This is a genomic window from Pseudomonas kuykendallii (genome assembly GCF_900106975.1).
Classification (GTDB): domain Bacteria; phylum Pseudomonadota; class Gammaproteobacteria; order Pseudomonadales; family Pseudomonadaceae; genus Pseudomonas_O; species Pseudomonas_O kuykendallii.
The window spans coordinates 308,260-325,775 of record NZ_FNNU01000001.1 but is presented as its reverse complement, the minus strand read 5'-3'; the positions used below and the strand labels follow the sequence as shown (position 1 = coordinate 325,775).

General features: G+C 66.6%; 14 protein-coding genes. 11 read left to right on the top strand and 3 right to left on the bottom strand.

Going from position 1 to position 17,516, the window contains the following annotated elements; translation table 11 throughout:
- Positions 1 to 57: 57 nt before the first annotated feature.
- Positions 58 to 1,236, bottom strand: a complete 1,179-nt coding sequence (locus BLV15_RS01400; RefSeq protein ID WP_090223968.1) for a BaiN/RdsA family NAD(P)/FAD-dependent oxidoreductase — start codon at positions 1,234 to 1,236, stop codon at positions 58 to 60.
- 169 nt (positions 1,237 to 1,405) lie between these two features.
- Here BLV15_RS01400 and BLV15_RS01395 point away from each other — a divergent pair, with 169 nt between their 5' ends.
- Positions 1,406 to 2,173: a substrate-binding periplasmic protein gene (locus tag BLV15_RS01395; RefSeq protein ID WP_090223966.1), complete on the top strand. Its 768-nt coding sequence runs from the start codon at positions 1,406 to 1,408 to the stop codon at positions 2,171 to 2,173.
- Positions 2,174 to 2,191: 18 nt separating this feature from the next.
- Here the strand turns inward: BLV15_RS01395 and BLV15_RS01390 are convergent, their stop codons facing one another.
- Both BLV15_RS01390 and BLV15_RS01385 read right to left on the bottom strand, forming a co-directional pair.
- Positions 2,192 to 2,842, bottom strand: a complete 651-nt coding sequence (locus BLV15_RS01390) for a response regulator (RefSeq protein ID WP_090225164.1) — start codon at positions 2,840 to 2,842, stop codon at positions 2,192 to 2,194.
- Between the two features lie 46 nt (positions 2,843 to 2,888).
- Positions 2,889 to 6,305, bottom strand: coding sequence for a hybrid sensor histidine kinase/response regulator (locus BLV15_RS01385; RefSeq protein WP_090223965.1), 3,417 nt, complete (start codon positions 6,303 to 6,305; stop codon positions 2,889 to 2,891).
- 549 nt (positions 6,306 to 6,854) lie between these two features.
- Between BLV15_RS01385 and urtA the strand changes: the two genes are divergently transcribed.
- The 10 genes from urtA (at position 6,855) to BLV15_RS01335 (ending at position 17,396) form a co-directional block, all read left to right on the top strand.
- Positions 6,855 to 8,099: an urea ABC transporter substrate-binding protein gene (urtA, locus tag BLV15_RS01380; protein ID WP_090223963.1), complete on the top strand. Its 1,245-nt coding sequence runs from the start codon at positions 6,855 to 6,857 to the stop codon at positions 8,097 to 8,099.
- A gap of 260 nt (positions 8,100 to 8,359) precedes the next feature.
- Positions 8,360 to 9,277 carry an urea ABC transporter permease subunit UrtB gene (gene urtB / locus BLV15_RS01375; RefSeq protein ID WP_175534266.1) on the top strand — a complete coding sequence of 306 codons (918 nt, stop codon included), beginning with the start codon at positions 8,360 to 8,362 and terminating at the stop codon, positions 9,275 to 9,277.
- Between the two features lie 74 nt (positions 9,278 to 9,351).
- Positions 9,352 to 10,536, top strand: coding sequence for an urea ABC transporter permease subunit UrtC (gene urtC / locus BLV15_RS01370; protein ID WP_090223961.1), 1,185 nt, complete (start codon positions 9,352 to 9,354; stop codon positions 10,534 to 10,536).
- Positions 10,533 to 11,294, top strand: a complete 762-nt coding sequence (urtD, locus tag BLV15_RS01365; protein ID WP_090223960.1) for an urea ABC transporter ATP-binding protein UrtD — start codon at positions 10,533 to 10,535, stop codon at positions 11,292 to 11,294. Before urtC ends, urtD begins: the two co-directional genes overlap by 4 nt.
- Positions 11,295 to 11,571: 277 nt before the next feature.
- A complete protein-coding gene (gene urtE, locus BLV15_RS01360; RefSeq protein ID WP_090223958.1) occupies positions 11,572 to 12,261 on the top strand; it encodes an urea ABC transporter ATP-binding subunit UrtE in 690 nt (229 codons plus the stop codon).
- 198 nt (positions 12,262 to 12,459) lie between these two features.
- Positions 12,460 to 12,978 (top strand): Rho termination factor N-terminal domain-containing protein, encoded by a 519-nt coding sequence (locus BLV15_RS01355; RefSeq protein ID WP_090223956.1) that lies wholly within the window; start codon positions 12,460 to 12,462, stop codon positions 12,976 to 12,978.
- Positions 12,979 to 13,172: 194 nt separating this feature from the next.
- On the top strand, positions 13,173 to 14,402 hold the full coding sequence (fmdA, locus tag BLV15_RS01350; protein WP_090223955.1) for a formamidase: 1,230 nt from the start codon (positions 13,173 to 13,175) through the stop codon (positions 14,400 to 14,402).
- 112 nt (positions 14,403 to 14,514) lie between these two features.
- Positions 14,515 to 14,862 (top strand): FmdB family zinc ribbon protein, encoded by a 348-nt coding sequence (locus BLV15_RS01345; RefSeq protein WP_090223953.1) that lies wholly within the window; start codon positions 14,515 to 14,517, stop codon positions 14,860 to 14,862.
- 106 nt (positions 14,863 to 14,968) lie between these two features.
- Positions 14,969 to 16,009, top strand: a complete 1,041-nt coding sequence (locus BLV15_RS01340; protein WP_090223951.1) for an aliphatic amidase — start codon at positions 14,969 to 14,971, stop codon at positions 16,007 to 16,009.
- A gap of 334 nt (positions 16,010 to 16,343) precedes the next feature.
- Positions 16,344 to 17,396, top strand: coding sequence for an AAA family ATPase (locus tag BLV15_RS01335; RefSeq protein WP_090223950.1), 1,053 nt, complete (start codon positions 16,344 to 16,346; stop codon positions 17,394 to 17,396).
- Positions 17,397 to 17,516: the final 120 nt, after the last annotated feature.

Sequence of the window (17,516 nt, the reverse complement as noted above, 5' to 3'; positions counted from 1 at the left end):
GCATCAGACTAGCGAAAACGAATTAAAGCCACGCGTTCGGCGGATTTCTTCGCCGGCTCAGACGCACTCCCCGGCGGCGTGTCCCGAGGCCCAGGCCCACTGGAAGTTGAAACCGCCCAGATGGCCGCTGACGTCGAGCACCTCGCCGACGAAGTACAGCCCCGGCGAGCGCTGCGATTCCATGGTCTTCGACGACACCTCGTCGGTGCTCACGCCGCCCAGGGTGACCTCGGCGGTGCGATAACCCTCGGTGCCCGACGGCACCAGGCGCCAGCCGCCCAGGCGCGCGGCGATCTCGGCGATTTCGGCCGGGGTGTACTGGCGCAGCGGTTTGGACAGGAACCAGCGTTCGGCGAGCAGCCCGGCCATCTTCTTGGTGAACACCTCGGCGAGCAGCGTCTTCAGTTCACGGTCCGGGTGTGCGCGTTGCGCCTCCAGCAGCCAGGCCTCGGCGTCGCGGTCGGGCAGCAGGTCGATCTCGACCACGTCGCCGGGCTCCCAGTAGGAGGAAATCTGCAGGATCGCCGGCCCGCTCAGGCCGCGGTGGGTGAACAGAATGTTCTCGCGAAAGCGTTCGCCGTTGCAGCTCACCGAGCAGTCCAGCGAGGTGCCGGAGAGTTCGCCGCACAGGTCCTTGAGGCTGTCGGTAATGGTGAAGGGCACCAGGCCGGCGCGGGTCGGCAGCACCTCGTGGCCGAACTGGCGGGCGACCTGGTAGCCGAAGCCGGTGGCGCCGAGGGTCGGGATGGACAGGCCGCCGGTGGCGATCACCAGCGAGGCGCAGTGCAGCTCGCCGATGCCGGTCTGCAACCGATAGGCGCCCTCGCTTTTCTCGATGACGTTCACCGGCGTGTCCAGATGCAGCTCGACGTTCGCCTGCCGGCATTCGTCGAGGAGCATCTGCAGAATGTCGCCGGCCTTGTCATCGCAGAACAGCTGGCCGAGTTTCTTCTCGTGGTAGGGCACCTTGTGGGCTTCCACCAGGGCGATGAAATCCCACTGGGTGTAGCGCGCCAGCGCCGATTTGCAGAAATGCGGGTTGCGCGAGAGGAAATTGCCCGGCTCGCTGTAGAGATTGGTGAAGTTGCAACGACCGCCGCCGGACATGAGAATTTTCTTCCCAGCCTTGTTCGCATGGTCGAGCAACAGCACACGCCGGCCACGCGCGCCGGCGGTCAGCGCACACATCAGGCCGGCGGCGCCGGCACCTATGATCACCACATCGGTATTGCGCACCCGTCGATCTCCACGTACAAGCCAGGCCGGAAGCGAGCCGGCGGCCGCGCATGGTAACCGATGCCCGGTTGCCGCCGAATGCCCTGCGGCGTGGCCTGCTTCTTGCGAAGAAAATTGCCAGCGGTTACCCGCACGATCACGAAGTCGTTCCAACAGGGATCATGTGTCGATGAAGCAGTGCCTCGCGGACCAGTGGCCGTTCAGGGCTTTCAGAGCCACGCTGCTTCTCGGCAGCCTCTTGTGCGCCGGGCTGGCGCCCGCCGATCCGTTGCGCCTGGTGGCCAATGCCTGGGCGCCCTATACCGACCACCGGCTGCTAAACAATGGGCTGGCTTCCGACCTTGTGAGCACCGCGCTGCGGCGCGCCGGCTACGACAGCGAGTACGTCGAGGTGCCCTGGGCGCGGGCGATCCGCGGCCTCCAGCAGGACCAGTACGACGTCGTCATCAGCGCCTGGTACAGCGAGGAGCGCGCCGCCTACGGGGCGTTTTCCGCGCCCTACCTGTCGAACCGGGTGCGCCTGCTCGAGCGCAAGGGCAGCGACATCAGCTTCCAGCGAATCCAGGACCTGTATCCCTACAGCATCGCGGTGGTGCGCGACTACGCCTACGACCCCGCCTTCGACACCGACGAGAAGCTCAAACGGGTTCCCGTGCGCAGCTTCGAGGTCGCCGCCAACATGCTCGCCGCCGGCCGCGTCGACCTGGCCGTGGAGGACGAGTACGCCGCCGGCTTTCATTTCAGTCGCTCGCTGCGCAGCCTGCGCGCGGGGCTGGAGTTCCTTTCCCCGCCGTTGTCCGAGAACGGCCTGCACATCCTCGTACGGCGCAGCCTGGAGAACTACGCCGAGATCATCGAAGGTTTCGACCGCGCGATCGAGGAGATGAAGGCCGATGGCAGCTACGAACGGTTGATCGACCGGCACCAGTTGCGCTGAGTCCGGCGCCGCGCAGCACTAGCGCCCGCCCGCCGCCATCGCCACGGCCGCCGCGGCGGTGCGGGTTTCCACGCCGAGCTTCACGTAGACGTGTTCCAGGTGCTTGTTCACCGTGCGCGGGCTGAGGCCGAGGATGTCGCCGATATCGCGGTTGGTCTTGCCGCAGGCGACCCAGTGCAGCACTTCGACTTCGCGGCCGGTGAGCTGGAAGCGTGCCGCGAGGGCTTCGCGGACCTGTTCGTCGTCCAGGCTAGGGGTGGCGCCCGGAGCGTTGCGCGCCGTCTGCAGGGTGCGCGCGGTGCGCAGGTGGGCGGCGACGCGGGCGAGCACCTCGTCCGGGCGGATCGGCTTGGTCACGTAGTCGATGCCGCCGGCCGCGAAGCCTTCGACGACGTGCTCGCTGTCGGTCAGCGCGGTCATGAACAGCACCGGGATATCCGCGATGCCGGCCTGCGCCTTGATCCGCCGGCAGGTCTCGAAGCCGTCCATGCCGGGCATCATCGCGTCCAGCAGGATCACGTCCGGGCGGCGGCGCTGCATGCGTTCCAGCGCGCTGGCGCCGTCGAGGGCGACCAGCACCATGTAGCCGGCCTCGTCGAGGGCGTCGGAAAGCAGGGCGAGGTTGTCCGGGACGTCGTCGACGATCAGGACAACGCCCTGCTCGTGCACCGGCCGGAGGGCCTTGGCGGTGGATGGGGCGGACGGCTGGGGTGAATCAATCACGACGGGCGATCTCCTGTTCGGGCACGGAACGGCGCCGGCTCTGGGCGTCCTTGAGCAGGCGGTTGAATTCGTTGAGCTGGAAGCGCTTGACCAGTTGGCGCATGCCGGCGACGAAGGCGGCGGCTTCCGGTTCCGTACCCTCCAGTGCGTCGAGGCGTTCGACGATGCCTTTCACGTAACCCAGCGCGCCCAGCTCGCTGAGCTCGGCCAGGGCCTGGGCGCTGGGCAGCCGCCAGGGCTCGTTGCCGGGGGGCGTTTCGGCGGGACGCTTGAGCCACTGCAGGCCGAGCTGGGCCTTGATCTTCTCCAGTAGCTCGGGGGTGTGCACCGGCTTGGCCAGGTAGTCGCTGCATTCGGCGCCGACGCTGCGCTCGCGGTCGTCGGTGAAGGCGTTGGCCGAGATGACGATGATCGGCGCCTGCGACATCACGTTGCGGCGGATCATCCGGCTGGTTTCCCAGCCGTCCATCAGCGGCATCGACAGGTCCATCAGGATCAGGTCCGGGTTGAGCAGGGCGACCTGGCGCACCGCCTCCTGGCCGTTGCTCGCCTCGGCGATGGCGAAGCCCAGCGGCGCGAGCATGCCGGAGAGCACCTTGCGGTGTTCCAGGTGATCGTCGACCACCAGGATCAGCCGGCGCTCGCCCTGGTAGCCGACGATGTCGTGCTCGACGTGCACCACCGCCTGCGGCACGCGCACCTCGGACAGGAACAGGCGCACCTGGAAGCGCGTGCCCTCGCCGGGGCGGCTGGTCACCGACAGTTCGCCGCCCATCAGCGAGGTGAGCATGCGGGTGATGGTCAGGCCGAGGCCGACGCCGTTGTCCTGGCGCAGCGGGTCGCCACGCTCGAAGGGCTGGAAGATCCGCTCGATCTGTTCCGGCGCGATGCCGATGCCGGTGTCGATGATCTCGAAGGTGGCGGTCTCGCGCAGGTAGCTGACGGCGAGGGCGACCTCGCCGCGCTCGGTGAAGCGCACTGCGTTGCCGAGCAGGTTGATGAGGATCTGGCGGATGCGCTTGTCGTCGCCGCGCACCACGCTGGGCAGCCGCCCGCGCACGTCCAGGCGAAAGCCCAGGCCCTTCTCCTGGGCCTGCGGGGTGATCATCTGCTGCAGTTGCCGGACGAACTCGGGGAAGGGGATTTCCACCTGCTCCAGGTTCAGCTTGCCGGCCTCGATCTTGGCCACGTCGAGCAGCCCGTCGATCAGCGAGAGCAGGTGCGAGCCGCTGCGGAAGATGGTCGCCAGGGCGTCCTTGTGCTGGTCCGCCATGGCGCCGTCGCGCTGCAGGATCTGCGTGTAGCCGAGGATGCTGTTGAGCGGCGTGCGCAGTTCGTGGGAGAGCCCGGTGACGTAGCGGCTCTTCGCCGCGTTGGCCGACTCGCTGGCTTCCTTGGCCTTCTGCAGTTCTTCGTCGGTGCGCCGGTGGGCCTCGATCTCCTGCATCAGCAACTGCGTCTGGCGGTGCGATTCCTCCTGCGCCACGCGGCGGCTCTCGCGGGTCAGCACCACCCACCAGGCGAGCAGGCTGGCGAACAGGGTGAGCACCAGGAACGCCTTGAGGAAGGCCTGGTAGAGCGTCTGCACCCCTTCCGGCGAGGCCTCGCCGATGCCCTGGGAAACCTGGCTGTAGACCAGCGCCAGGGCGCAGGACAGCAGCGCGACGATCACCGTCAGCACCCCGAGGTAATGCGCCAGCCGGGTGTGCAGGCGCGGGATGGAGACGTTGGGGAATATCCAGTGGATCAGGTCGTCGAACTGCTCGGAGAGGCGCGCGCGCGGTTTGCAGAGGTCGCCGCAGCGTGCGTCCAGCGAGCAGCACAGCGAACAGATCGGCGCGCCGTAGGCCGGGCAGAAGGCGGTGTCCGGCTCCTCGAAAGCGTTGCTGCAGAGCACGCAGGGCACCTTGCCCCTGACCGTATAGGGATGGAGCAGCTGCGGCTGGCGCTGCCGGGCGATGTAGTAGCGGCCCTTGGTCAGCCAGGCGATCAGCGGCGCGACGATCAGCGCCGAGCCCAGCGCCACGGCCGGCGACGCGGCCTGGGCGAGGGCGCCGAACAGGCCGCCGTGCGCCGCCACCGAGAGCAGCGAGGCGATCAGCATGGCGCCGACACCGACCGGGTTGATGTCGTACAGGTGCGCGCGCTTGAACTCGATCTGCTTCGGCGAGAGCCCCAGCGGCTTGTTGATCACAAGGTCCGCGACCACCGCGCCGATCCAGGCGATGGCGATGTTGGAGTAGAGCCCGAGCACCTGCTCGATGGCCTCGAACACGCCCAGTTCCATCAGCATCAACGCGATTGCGACGTTGAACACCAGCCACACCACGCGGCCCGGATGGCTGTGGGTGACGCGGGCGAAGAAGTTCGACCAGGCCAGCGAGCCGGCGTAGGCGTTGGTCACGTTGATCTTCACCTGCGAGACGATGACGAACAGCACCATCGCGCCGAGCGCCCATTGCGGCGAGTCGAACACGTAGCCGTAGGCCACCAGGTACATCTGCGTCGGCTCGGCGGCGCGCTCGATGGGAATCTCGTGCTGCAGGGCGAGGAAGGCGAGAAAGGCGCCGGCGAACATCTTCAGCGCGCCGGGGATGATCCATCCCGGCCCGGCCAGCAGCATCGCCGCCCACCAGCGCTTGCGGTTGGCGCGGGTCCTGGCCGGCAGGAAGCGCAGGTAGTCGACCTGCTCGCCGATCTGCGTGACCAGCGCCAGCGCCACGGTGCAGGCCGCGCCGAAATGCAGCAGGTTGAAACGCCCGGCCTCGCCCTCGCGGCCGACGAAGCCGGTGAGATCGTTCAGCGCCTCGGGGTTCTTCAGCATGACGAACACGTAGGGCAGGAACAGCAGCACGATCCACACCGGTTGCGTCCACAGTTGCAGGCGGTTGATCAGGGTGATGCCGTAGGTCACCAGCGGGATGATCAGGATCGAACAGATCACATAGGCCAGCGCCAGCGGGATGTTGAAGTACAGCTCCAGCGCCAGCGCCATGATCGCCGCCTCGAGGGCGAAGAACAGGAAGGTGAAGCTGGCGTAGATCAGCGAGGTGATGGTCGAGCCGATGTAGCCGAAGCCGGCGCCGCGGGTCAGCAGGTCCATGTCCACGCCGTAGCGGGCGGCGTAGTAGCTGATCGGCAGGCCGGTGAGGAAGATCACCAGGGCCACGGCGATGATCGCCCACAGCGTGTTGTTGAAGCCGTAGCTGATCGCCAGCGCGCCGCCGATGGCTTCCAGGGCGAGGAACGACACCGCGCCCAGGGCGGTGTTGGCGATGCGGAACTCCGACCACTTGCGGAACGACTTCGGCGTGAAGCGCAGCGCGTAGTCTTCCAGCGTCTCGTCGGCGACCCAGCTGTTGTAGTCGCGGCGGATCTTGGCGATGCGTTGTGTGCCGGTGGGCTGCACGGGCGCGCTCCTGGTTGGCGGTGGTTCTCGACAGCAACTTCCATGCCCCGGCGTGACCCGTCGGGCGGTTCTGCGGTGCGCATGGCGCACCCTACGAGTGCCGCGTGAAGCGTGGCCGTGGGGCGCCGCGCACCGGGGGTGTTCCCTGCGCCGTGGAATCCGGCGGTCCCTTGGTGCGCATGGCGCACCCTACGAATGCTCCGTGAAGCGTGTTGCCGTAGGGTGCGCCGCGCGCACCGGTTTTTTCCTGCGCCGAGGAATCCGGCGGTCCCTTGGTGCGCATGGCGCACCCTACGAATGCCCGTGAAGCGTGTGGCCGTAGGGTGCGCCGCGCGCACCGGAATCCGCCTACAGGAGGCGGGACGCCTGCGCGCGTGGCGGGGCTCAGGATGCCCGAAGCAGAGCGCTGCGCCTGTACGTCAGATGACGTATGCGCTTACGTCAATCTGCGTATACCCCCCGTTCGCGTCGCAAACGCATTCTTGCCCCGAACCGAGACCGGCACCCGCAAGGCGAGCCGATCGCGCCAACCACCAGAGGAGCAAGACGATGGAATCAAGACTCACGGGAGCCACACGCCACCTTCCCCGGCGGCTGGCGCTGGGCGCCGCGGCGATCTCGCTGCTGGCCGCCAGCGTATTCGGCCAGATGGCGCAGGCCGACGATGCCAACACCACCGGCCTGGCGGTCACCGACACCACCGTGACCGTCGGCCAGCTGCACTCGGCGACCGGCACCATGGCGATCTCGGAAACCGGTTCCATCCAGGCCGAACGCCTGGCCATCGACCAGATCAACGCCTCGGGCGGCATCCTCGGCCGGCAGATCAAGGTGGTTCAGGAAGACGGCGCGTCCGACTGGCCGACCTTCGCCGAGAAGGCCAAGAAGCTGCTGGAGAGCGACAAGGTCGCCGCCGTGTTCGGCTGCTGGACCTCCGCCTCGCGCAAGGCCGTGCTGCCGATCTTCGAGAAGGACAACGGGCTGCTCTACTACCCGACCTTCTACGAAGGCCTCGAGCAATCCAAGAACGTCATCTACACCGGCCAGGAAGCGACCCAGCAGATCCTCGCCAGCCTCGACTGGATCGCCAAGGAGAAGGGCGCCAAGACCTTCTATCTGCTCGGCTCCGACTACATCTGGCCGCGTACCTCGATGAAGATCGCGCGCAAGCACATCGAGAACGTGCTCGGCGGCAAGGTCGTCGGCGAGGAGTACTACCCGCTGGGCAACACCCAGTTCGGCTCGCTGACCAACAAGATCAAGCTGAAGAAACCCGACGTGGTGTTCGCCGCCGTGGTCGGCGGTTCCAACGTGGCCTTCTACAAGCAACTGAAGGCCGCAGGTATCACCAGCGACAAGCAGACCCTGCTGACCATCTCCGTCACCGAGGATGAAATGCTCGGCATCGGCGGCGAGAACATGAAGGGCTTCTACTCCTCGATGAAGTACTTCCAGACCCTGGATAACCCCAACAACAAGAAATTCGTTGAGGAATTCAAGGCCAAGTACGGCAAGGACTCGGTCATCGGCGACGTGACCCAGGCCGGCTACCTTGGCCCATGGTTGTGGAAGGCGGCGGTCGAGAAGGCCGGCAGCTTCGACGTCGACAAGGTGGTCGCCGCCTCGCCAGGCATCGAGCTGACCACCGCGCCGGAAGGCTACGTGAAGGTCCACGAGAACCATCACCTGTGGAGCAAGGCGCGCATCGCCGAAATCCAGGCCGACGGTACCTTCAAGGTGGTCCACGAGTCCGAGCTGATCGAGCCGAACCCGTTCCCCAAAGGCTATCAGTGACCGGTCGAGGGGGTGGGCTCCTGGCGAGTCCGCCCCCTCTCCCTAACCCTCTCCCCGCCGGGGCGAGGGGACCGATTGGCGTAGCGCGTTACCTGGTGCGTCCTACCGACCCTCTGTAGGGAGCGATTGGCGCCGAGGGCGATGGCTTCCACACAGGTGTCGTCCTTGCACTTTCCACCCCCTCTCCCCTTGGGGAGAGGCCCGGGGAGAGGGAGGACGGCTCCGCCACGAATTCCACCACCCCACCCAGGAGACCAATCATGGAGTGGCTATCCGACTTCGGCGCCATCGCCGTCATGCAGGGCTTCAACGGCTTGTCGGTGTTCTGCGTGCTGCTGCTGATGGCACTCGGCCTGGCGATCATCTTCGGCCAGATGGGCGTGATCAACATGGCCCACGGCGAGTTTCTCACCGTCGGCGCGTACACCACCTACGTGATCTCGACGCTGACCCTGCACTACGTACCGGCGATGCAGCCGTACTACTTCTTCTTCGCCATCATCGCTTCGTTCTTCATCGCCGGCGCCCTGGGCTGGCTGGTGGAGTGGGCGATGATCAGCAAGCTCTACCACCGTCCGCTGGACACCCTGCTGGCGACCTGGGGCCTGTCCCTGGTGATGCAGCAGGCGTTCCGTTCGATCTTCGGCGCGCGTGAAGTGGGCGCGGAAATGCCGGAATGGATCATGGGCTCGTGGAACCCCACCGACGCCATCGACATTCCGAAGAACGGCCTGTTCGTCATGGGCCTCACGGTGCTCTGTACCGCGACCATCTTCATCATGCTGTACCGCTCGCGCTGGGGCCTGCACGTGCGCGCCACCATGCAGAACCGGGTGATGAGCCGCGCCGTGGGGATCAACACCAAAAAGGTCGACCGCATGACCTTCGCCCTCGGCTGCGGCGTCGCCGGAGTCGCCGGCGCGGCCTTCACCACCATCGGCTCCACCGGGCCGACCGCGGGTTCGCTGTACATCGTCGACACCTTCCTCACCGTGGTCTTCGGCGGCGCTGCCAGTCTGGTCGGCACCATCGCCTCGGCGTTCACCATCGCCCAGGCGCAATCGATCATGGAGTTCTTCCTCTCCGGCTCGATGGCCAAGGTGCTGACCCTGTCGGCGGTGATCCTGATCCTGATGCTGCGTCCGCAGGGGCTGTTCTCGATAAAGGTCCGGAAATAAATGCGCACATCGATCGTCGCGGGAGCCCGACCGCGGGTTCCCGACGGGAACAAGCAACGCCTTAGGAGCCGTCCATGAAAAACGCCTACGAAAACCTGCTCGGCGGCAAACAGGGGGCCATCGGCCTGCTGGTGCTGGCCGCGCTGATCCTGGTGGTGTTCCCGCTGGCGCTGGACACCTTCCGCCTGAACATGGTCGGCAAGTACCTGACCTACGCCTTCGTCGCCGTCGGCCTGGTGCTGTGCTGGGGCTATGGCGGCATCCTCAGCCTCGGCCAGGGCATCTTCTTCGGTGTCGGCGGCTACTGCATGGCGATGTTCCTCAAGCTGGAGGCGTCCGACCCGGAGAGCACCAAGATCCAGTCCACCCCCGGCATCCCGGATTTCATGGACTGGAACCAGCTGACCGAGCTGCCGATGATGTGGCAGCCGTTCCACAGCTTCGGCTTCACCCTGGTTGCGGTGGTCGCGGTGCCCGCACTGCTGGCGCTGATCATCGGCATCGCCATGTTCAAGCGCCGCGTCGGCGACGTGTACTTCTCAATCGTCACCCAGGCCATCGCGGCGATCCTGACCATCCTGATCATCGGCCAGCAGGGCCTCACCGGCGGCGTCAACGGCATCACCGACCTCAAGACCCTGCTCGGCTGGGACATCCGCGACAACTCGGCGAAGGTCGTCCTCTACTTCGTCAACGCCTTCCTGCTGCTGGGCTGCATCCTCGTCGGCCGCTTCGTGCTGACCTCCAAGCTCGGCCGCCTGCTGATGGCGATGCGCGACAAGGAGGAACGTGTGCGCTTCTCCGGCTACGACGTGGCCAGCTTCAAGATCTTCGTGTTCTGCCTGGCGGCGGCCTTCTCGGCCATCGGCGGGGCGATGTTCGCCCTGCAGGTTGGCTTCATGTCGCCGAGCTTCGTCGGCATCGTACCGTCGATCGAGATGGTCATCTTCGCCGCGGTGGGCGGGCGCATGTCGCTGCTCGGCGCGGTGTACGGCACGCTGCTGGTGAGCTTCGGCAAGACCTACTTCTCCGAGAGCTTCCCCGAGCTGTGGCTGTACCTGATGGGCGGCCTCTTCATCGTCGTGGTCATGTACTTCCCCAACGGCATCGCCGGCCTCTGGGAAAGCCACGGGCGCAAATGGATCGCGCGCTTCCCGCTCGGCAAGCAGCTGTTCGGCGTGCCGCCGCCCAAGGTTCGCGTGTTCGCCGCCAAGCCGCCCGCCGCCTCGCCCGCCCGTGAACTGGAGACCGCGCCATGAACAGCCCAGCAGGATTCCAGGCCGCCAAACCGGTCCTCGCCATCGAGGGGCTGACCGTGTCCTTCGACGGCTTCAAGGCGGTCAACGACCTCAACCTCTACGTCGACCGCAACGAAGTGCACGTGGTGATCGGCCCCAACGGCGCCGGCAAGACCACGGTGCTCGACCTCATCTGCGGCAAGACCAGGGCGACCTCCGGCAGCATCGAGTTCGACGGCCGCGAGCTGACCAGGATGAAGGAGTTCGACATCGTCCGCGCCGGGGTCGGGCGCAAGTTCCAGAACCCGTCGATCTACGAGAACCTGACGGTGTTCGAGAACCTGGAAATGTCCTACCCGAGCGGGCGCAAGGTGTTCGGCGCGCTGTTCTTCAAGCGCTCGCCCGAGGTCATCGCGCGGGTCGAGGAAGTGGCGGGAGAGATCTTCCTCAGCGACTTCCTCGACAAGCAGGCCGACCTGCTCTCCCACGGGCAGAAGCAGTGGCTGGAGATCGGCATGCTGCTGATGCAGGGCCCGGAGCTGCTGATGCTCGACGAGCCGGTGGCCGGCATGAGCGTCAGCGAGCGCGTGCAGACCGCCGAGCTGCTCAACCGCATCAGCCAGGGGCGTTCGGTGCTGGTCATCGAGCACGACATGGAGTTCGTCAAGAGCATTGCCCACAAGGTCACCGTGCTGCACCAGGGCAAGGTGCTGGCCGAGGGCAGCATGGAGTCCGTGCAGAGCAACCCGAAGGTGATCGAGGTGTACCTGGGGCATTGAGGCCCGCGATGCAGGCTTTTGTAGGGTGCGCCGTGCGCACCGAAGAGTCCGCCACGTCGTGGCCAGCGGTGCGCATGGCGCACCCTACGGCGGCATGGCGTTGGTGCAGAGCAATCCGAAGGTGATCTGAGGCCGGGATACCGGCTTTGTAGGGGGCGCCGCGCGCACCGAAGAGTCAGTGACGATCGATCTACTGACGATCTGCGGATCGCCAGCAAGCTGGCTCCTACACATACGCAATGGTGCGCGTGGCGCACCCTACGTTGGAGTGACACACATGTTCCAGATCAGCAACCTCGTTTCCGGCTACGGCCAGAGCCAGATCCTCCACGAGTTGAACCTGACCGTGGCGAAAAAAGAGATCGTCGCGGTCATGGGCCGCAACGGCATGGGCAAGACCACCCTGTTCAAGAGCCTGATGGGCGTGCTGCCGCAATGGGGCGGGCAAATCAGCGTCGATGGCGCCGACATCTCCGCGCTGGAAACCCATCAGCGCGTCGAGCGCGGCATCGCCTACGTGCCCCAGGGGCGGATGATCTTTTCCCACATGAGCGTGCTGGAGAACATCCAGACCGGCCTGCCGGCGTCGGCCAGGGGCAAGGTGCCGGACGACCTCTACGCGCTGTTCCCGGTGCTCCACGAGATGCGTTCGCGCAAGGGCGGCAACCTCTCCGGCGGCCAGCAGCAACAGCTGGCCATCGCCCGTGCGCTGGCGACCAACCCCAAGGTGCTGCTGCTCGACGAACCCACCGAAGGCATCCAGCCGTCGATCATCAAGGACATCGCCCACAAGCTGAAGGAGATCCGCAACCTGCGCGACCTGACCATCGTCGTCTCCGAGCAGGTGCTGTCCTTCACCATGGAGATCGCCGACCGCTTCCTGGTGATCGAGAAGGGCAAGTTCGTCGTCGAGGAAACCCGCGACAAGGTGGATGAGCAGACCATCAGCCGCTACCTCTCGGTCTGAGAGACCGTTCGCGACCGGCGGCGCGTCGGTCTGGCGACGCGATCCACAGCGCCCGGGTTCTCTTTCCCCGGGCGTTTTCGCCTGGTCTGTCGGTCGTGAATGGTGATGGGCGGGCCGACACCCGCTCGTCCCGGACGCAGAACATCGCGTAGGCCACAGGGGTCTTTCCTTCACAGGTAGAGCGTGGAGGAAAGCGCCATGTCCGGCACTGCGACGAAGACCGATCCGGTACTGTGGGAAACCGTCAAGCAGCGTGTCACCGCCGGCGACAAGGGTGGCAAGCCCGGCCAGTGGTCCGCGCGCAAGGCGCAGCTGGCGGTGCACGAATACCAGCGCGAGGGTGGCGGTTACCTCGGCGACAAGCCGGCCGACAACGCCCTCGCGCAATGGACCGAGGAGGACTGGGGTACGCGCTCGGGCAAGCCGTCCGGCGAAACCGGCGAGCGCTACCTGCCCGAGCGTGCCCGCGCGTCGCTGAGCCGCGCCGAGTACGCGCGCACCTCGCGCAAGAAACGCGCCGACAGTCGTCGCGGCCAGCAGCATTCCGCGCAGCCGGAAGACATCGCGCGCAAGACCGCCGCCGAGCGCGAGCCGTCGCTGGGCCGCCTGGCCAAACCCGAGCTGCTCAGGCGCGCCGCCGAGCGCAACATCGCCGGCCGTTCGCGGATGAACAAGGTCGATCTGATCGAGGCGCTGAAGCGCGCCGGCGAGGCCTGAACGCCGCATGCCGCGCGGCTTTGCGGCCCCGAGCCCGGCGCGCGAGAATGGCCTGCGCGTGGCCTTTTCAGGCCGTTGGCACGTGCCGCTCGCGCCTACGTCATCCGACGTATTTCCCGCATCGCCTGCTGAATCAAGACTAGCTCCCGACCCGGCCGCCGCGCCGAAACCCTCAAGGTCCCAGGAGCTTTGTCATGACCGAAACGCTGATCAAGGTCGACCTCAATCAGGCCGCCACCGACAACGAGCAGATCCACAACCGCTGGCATCCGGACATCCCGATGGCCTGCTGGGTCAAGCCGGGTGACGACTTCATCCTCGAAACCTACGACTGGACCGCCGGCGCGATCAAGAACGACGACGACGCCAGTGACGTACGTGACGTCGACCTGTCCACCGTGCACTACCTGTCCGGCCCGGTGGGCGTGCAGGGTGCCGAGCCGGGTGACCTGCTGGTGGTCGACCTGCTCGACATCGGCGCGCGGCAGGATTCGCTCTGGGGCTTCAACGGCTTCTTCTCGCAGCAGAACGGCGGCGGCTTCCTCACCGATCACTTCCCCCACGCGCAGAAGTCGATCTGGGACTTCAAGGGCATGTTCACCAGCTCGCGGCACATTCCGGGCGTGAACTTCGCCGGCCTGATCCACCCCGGCCTGATCGGCTGCCTGCCGGACCACAAGATGCTCGCCGACTGGAACAAGCGCGAGCAGGAGCTGATCGACACCAACCCGACCCGCGTACCGCCGCTGGCCAACCCGCCGCTGGCCGCCACCGCGCACATGGGCAAGCTCACCGGCGAGGCCCGCGACAAGGCCGCGCTGACCGGCGCGCGCACCGTGCCGCCGCGCGAACACGGCGGCAACTGCGACATCAAGGACCTGTCGCGCGGCTCGAAGATCTTCTTCCCGGTCTACGTCGACGGCGCCGGGCTGTCGGTGGGCGACCTGCACTTCAGCCAGGGCGACGGCGAGATCACCTTCTGCGGCGCCATCGAAATGGCCGGCTGGGTGCACATGAAGGTCGAGCTGATCAAGGGCGGCATGGCCAAGTACGGGATCAAGAACCCGATCTTCAAGCCCAGCCCGATCGTGCCCACCTACAACAACTACCTGATCTTCGAGGGCATCTCGGTCGACGAAGCCGGCAAGCAGCACTACCTGGACGTCAACCTGGCGTACAAGCAGGCCTGCCTCAACGCCATCAACTACCTGACCAAGTTCGGCTACTCGCCGGCCCAGGGCTACTCGCTGCTCGGCTCGGCGCCGGTGCAGGGGCACATCAGCGGCGTGGTGGACATCCCCAACGCCTGCGCGACGCTGTGGCTGCCCACGGAGATCTTCGAATTCGACATCAACCCGAGCGCGTCCGGCCCGACCAAGCACCTCGATGGCAGCATCGACCTGCCGATCGCCCTGGACAAATGAGTTCTCCGCCCGGACCGGCCTGGTGCTTTGGACGGCGGCCAGGCCGGTCCGGGTGGCGGACACCCGCATTGGCAAAGGGGCGCCGCGCGCGTCCCGAACCCCCGAGGTGAGCATGCCGATCTACGAATACGACTGCGCCGAATGCGGCGACTTCACCATGCTGCGGCCGATGGCCGAGCGCGACCAGCCCTGTGCGTGCCCCTACTGCGCCGGCGAAAGCCGCCGGGTGATCCTATCCGCGCCGCGGCTGGCGACCATGGCCGGCAACACCCGTACCGCCATCGAAACCAACGAGCGCGCCGCCCACGCGCCGCAGACCGTCGCCGAGTACGCCAGCAAGCGCAAGCACCCTTCCGGCTGCAGCTGCTGCGCGCCGAGCAAGCCGAACCTGCCGACCAAGGCCAACCCCCACGCCCTCAAGGGCAAGCCGGCGGGACGGCCGTGGATGATCAGCCACTGAGGCGCCGCCTGGATCGCTGCGTCCCGACCACCTTCCGTAGGGTGGGCTTCAGCCCACCACCCCACCCCCGCGATCCCAACGTGCCCCGAAACCCGAGGAGAACCCCATGCGTCACGGCGATATTTCCAGCAGCCCGGACACCGTCGGCGTAGCCGTCGTCAACTACAAGATGCCGCGCCTGCACAGCAAGGCCGAAGTCCTCGACAACGCGCGCAGGATCGCCGAGATGATCAAGGGCATGAAGCTCGGCCTGCCGGGCATGGACCTGGTGGTGTTCCCCGAATACAGCACCATGGGGATCATGTACGACCGTGACGAGATGATGGCCACCGCGGCGACCATTCCCGGCGAGGAAACGGCGATCTTCTCCGCCGCCTGCCGCGAGGCGAAAACCTGGGGCATCTTCTCCCTCACCGGCGAGCGCAACGAGTCCCCGGAAAAGGCGCCGTACAACACCCTCGTCCTGATCAACGATGCGGGCGAGATCGTGCAGAAGTACCGCAAGTGCATCCCCTGGTGCCCGATCGAAGGCTGGTATCCGGGCGACCGCACCTATGTCTCCGAAGGCCCCAAGGGCATGAAGATCAGCCTGATCATCTGCGACGACGGCAACTACCCGGAGATCTGGCGCGACTGCGCGATGAAGGGCGCCGAGCTGATCGTGCGCTGCCAGGGCTACATGTACCCGGCCAAGGAGCAGCAGGTGCTGATGTCCAAGACCATGGCCTGGGCCAACAACTGCTACGTCGCGGTGGCCAACGCCGCCGGCTTCGACGGCGTGTACAGCTACTTCGGCCACTCGGCGATCATCGGTTTCGACGGACGCACCCTCGGCGAATGCGGCGAGGAGGAAATGGGCATCCAGTACGCCCAGCTGTCGATCTCGCAGATTCGTGACGCGCGCGCCAACGACCAGTCGCAGAACCACCTGTTCAAGCTGCTGCACCGCGGCTACACCGGCGTGTACAACTCCGGCGATGGCGACCGCGGCGTCGCCGACTGCCCGTTCGAGTTCTACCGCACCTGGGTGATGGACGCCGAAAAGGCCCGCGACGACGTGGAAAAACTCACCCGCCGCAGCATCGGCGTCGCCGATTGCCCGGTCGGCGAGCTGCCGCACGGCGGCAAGGAAAAGACCGCCGGCTGATGCCGCTGCCGCGCATCCTACAAATTGCCGAAGGCGCGACGTACGTGGACGTAGGGTGCGCCATGCGCACCGCAACACCGGTCGGTGCGCACGGCGCACCCTACGAACTGCATGGACACCGCATGCCGTAGGGTGGGCTTCAGCCCACCAACTGGATCTTGCGGCAACCTCGGTGGGCTGAAGCCCACCCTACAGGCTACCGACAGGGCTACGTACATGGACGTAGGGTGCGCCATGCGCACCGCAACATCGGCCGGTGCGCACGGCGCACCCTACGAACCGCATGGGCGGCGCGACGCAGCCCACCCCCACACCGCCGATCCGGAGCCCTGGCATGCCCTTCATCAATGACCTCGTCGAGCACAATCGCGGGCAACTGGCCGAGGCACCGTCGCCGGCGGCAGATCGCCTGCAATCGCGTTTTCTCTTCGAGCCGGCGCAGGTGATGACACTGCTGCGCGAACGGATCGTCGGGCAGGAGGCGGCGCTGGCGGCGGTGGAATCGCTGCTGGCGGTGGTCAAGGCGGACATCGGCGAGCGCGAGCGGCCGTTGTCCGTGATCCTGTTCATGGGCCCGACCGGCGTCGGCAAGACCGAGATCGTCCGCCTGCTGGCCCAGGCGATCCACGGCAAGGCCGACGCCTTCTGCCGCATCGACATGAACACCCTGGCCCAAGAGCACTACGCCGCCGCACTGACCGGCGCGCCGCCGGGCTACGTCGGCAGTAAGGAAGGCACCACGCTGTTCGACATCGAGGCGATCCAGGGCAGCTTCAGCTGGCCCGGCATCGTGCTCTTCGACGAACTGGAGAAGGCCAGCCGCGAGGTGATCCGCAGCCTGCTCAACGTGCTCGACAGTGGCCAGATGGTGCTCAGCTCCGGCAGCCGGCGCATCGATTTCCGCAACAGCCTGATCTTCATGACCAGCAACATCGGCGCTCAGGAGGCCTGGCACTACCGCGCCGGTTTCGAACGGGGCTGGCGCCGCTGGCTGCGCCTGCAACCCCGGCCCGGGCGCGAGAAGGCAATCGTCGAGGCGGCCCTGCACCGGCACTTCGAGCCTGAATTCCTCAACCGCATCGACCGCCTTCTCGCTTTCGAGCGCCTCGGCGGCGAGCGCCTGCCGGACCTGCTGGCCATCGAACTGGACAAGCTCAACCAGCGTCTGGGCCGGCACGGGCGCCAGTTGGAGGTGGATGACGCGGCCGCCGCGCTGCTCTGCGCCGGCCACGACCGCCGTTTCGGCGCCCGCGACCTGGCGCGCCGCGTACGCACGCAACTGGAGCCGAAGGTAGCGGAGTACCTGCTGCGCAATCCGCAGGCCAATCGGCTGCGGGTGCGCGGGGGAACGAGGGCGTTGTGCGTGGAAGGCGAGAGGGTGGGGTGACCGCGCCGGCTCACCTATCTGCCGCCTGCCGACCCCCGATGTGTAGGACCGTAGGGTGGATCGCGCTTCACCGATCCACCACGCGCAGTGACGGCGGATGAAAAAAGCGTCATCCACCCT

What these genes read in the sequence shown, in the direction of transcription:
- BLV15_RS01395 (WP_090223966.1), top strand. Translation starts at nt 1,406, where the DNA reads ATGAAGCAGTGCCTCGCGGACCAGTGGCCGTTCAGGGCTTTCAGAGCC.
- urtA (WP_090223963.1), top strand. Translation starts at nt 6,855, where the DNA reads ATGGAATCAAGACTCACGGGAGCCACACGCCACCTTCCCCGGCGGCTG.
- urtB (WP_175534266.1), top strand. Translation starts at nt 8,360, where the DNA reads ATGGAGTGGCTATCCGACTTCGGCGCCATCGCCGTCATGCAGGGCTTC.
- urtC (WP_090223961.1), top strand. Translation starts at nt 9,352, where the DNA reads ATGAAAAACGCCTACGAAAACCTGCTCGGCGGCAAACAGGGGGCCATC.
- urtD (WP_090223960.1), top strand. Translation starts at nt 10,533, where the DNA reads ATGAACAGCCCAGCAGGATTCCAGGCCGCCAAACCGGTCCTCGCCATC.
- urtE (WP_090223958.1), top strand. Translation starts at nt 11,572, where the DNA reads ATGTTCCAGATCAGCAACCTCGTTTCCGGCTACGGCCAGAGCCAGATC.
- BLV15_RS01355 (WP_090223956.1), top strand. Translation starts at nt 12,460, where the DNA reads ATGTCCGGCACTGCGACGAAGACCGATCCGGTACTGTGGGAAACCGTC.
- fmdA (WP_090223955.1), top strand. Translation starts at nt 13,173, where the DNA reads ATGACCGAAACGCTGATCAAGGTCGACCTCAATCAGGCCGCCACCGAC.
- BLV15_RS01345 (WP_090223953.1), top strand. Translation starts at nt 14,515, where the DNA reads ATGCCGATCTACGAATACGACTGCGCCGAATGCGGCGACTTCACCATG.
- BLV15_RS01340 (WP_090223951.1), top strand. Translation starts at nt 14,969, where the DNA reads ATGCGTCACGGCGATATTTCCAGCAGCCCGGACACCGTCGGCGTAGCC.
- BLV15_RS01335 (WP_090223950.1), top strand. Translation starts at nt 16,344, where the DNA reads ATGCCCTTCATCAATGACCTCGTCGAGCACAATCGCGGGCAACTGGCC.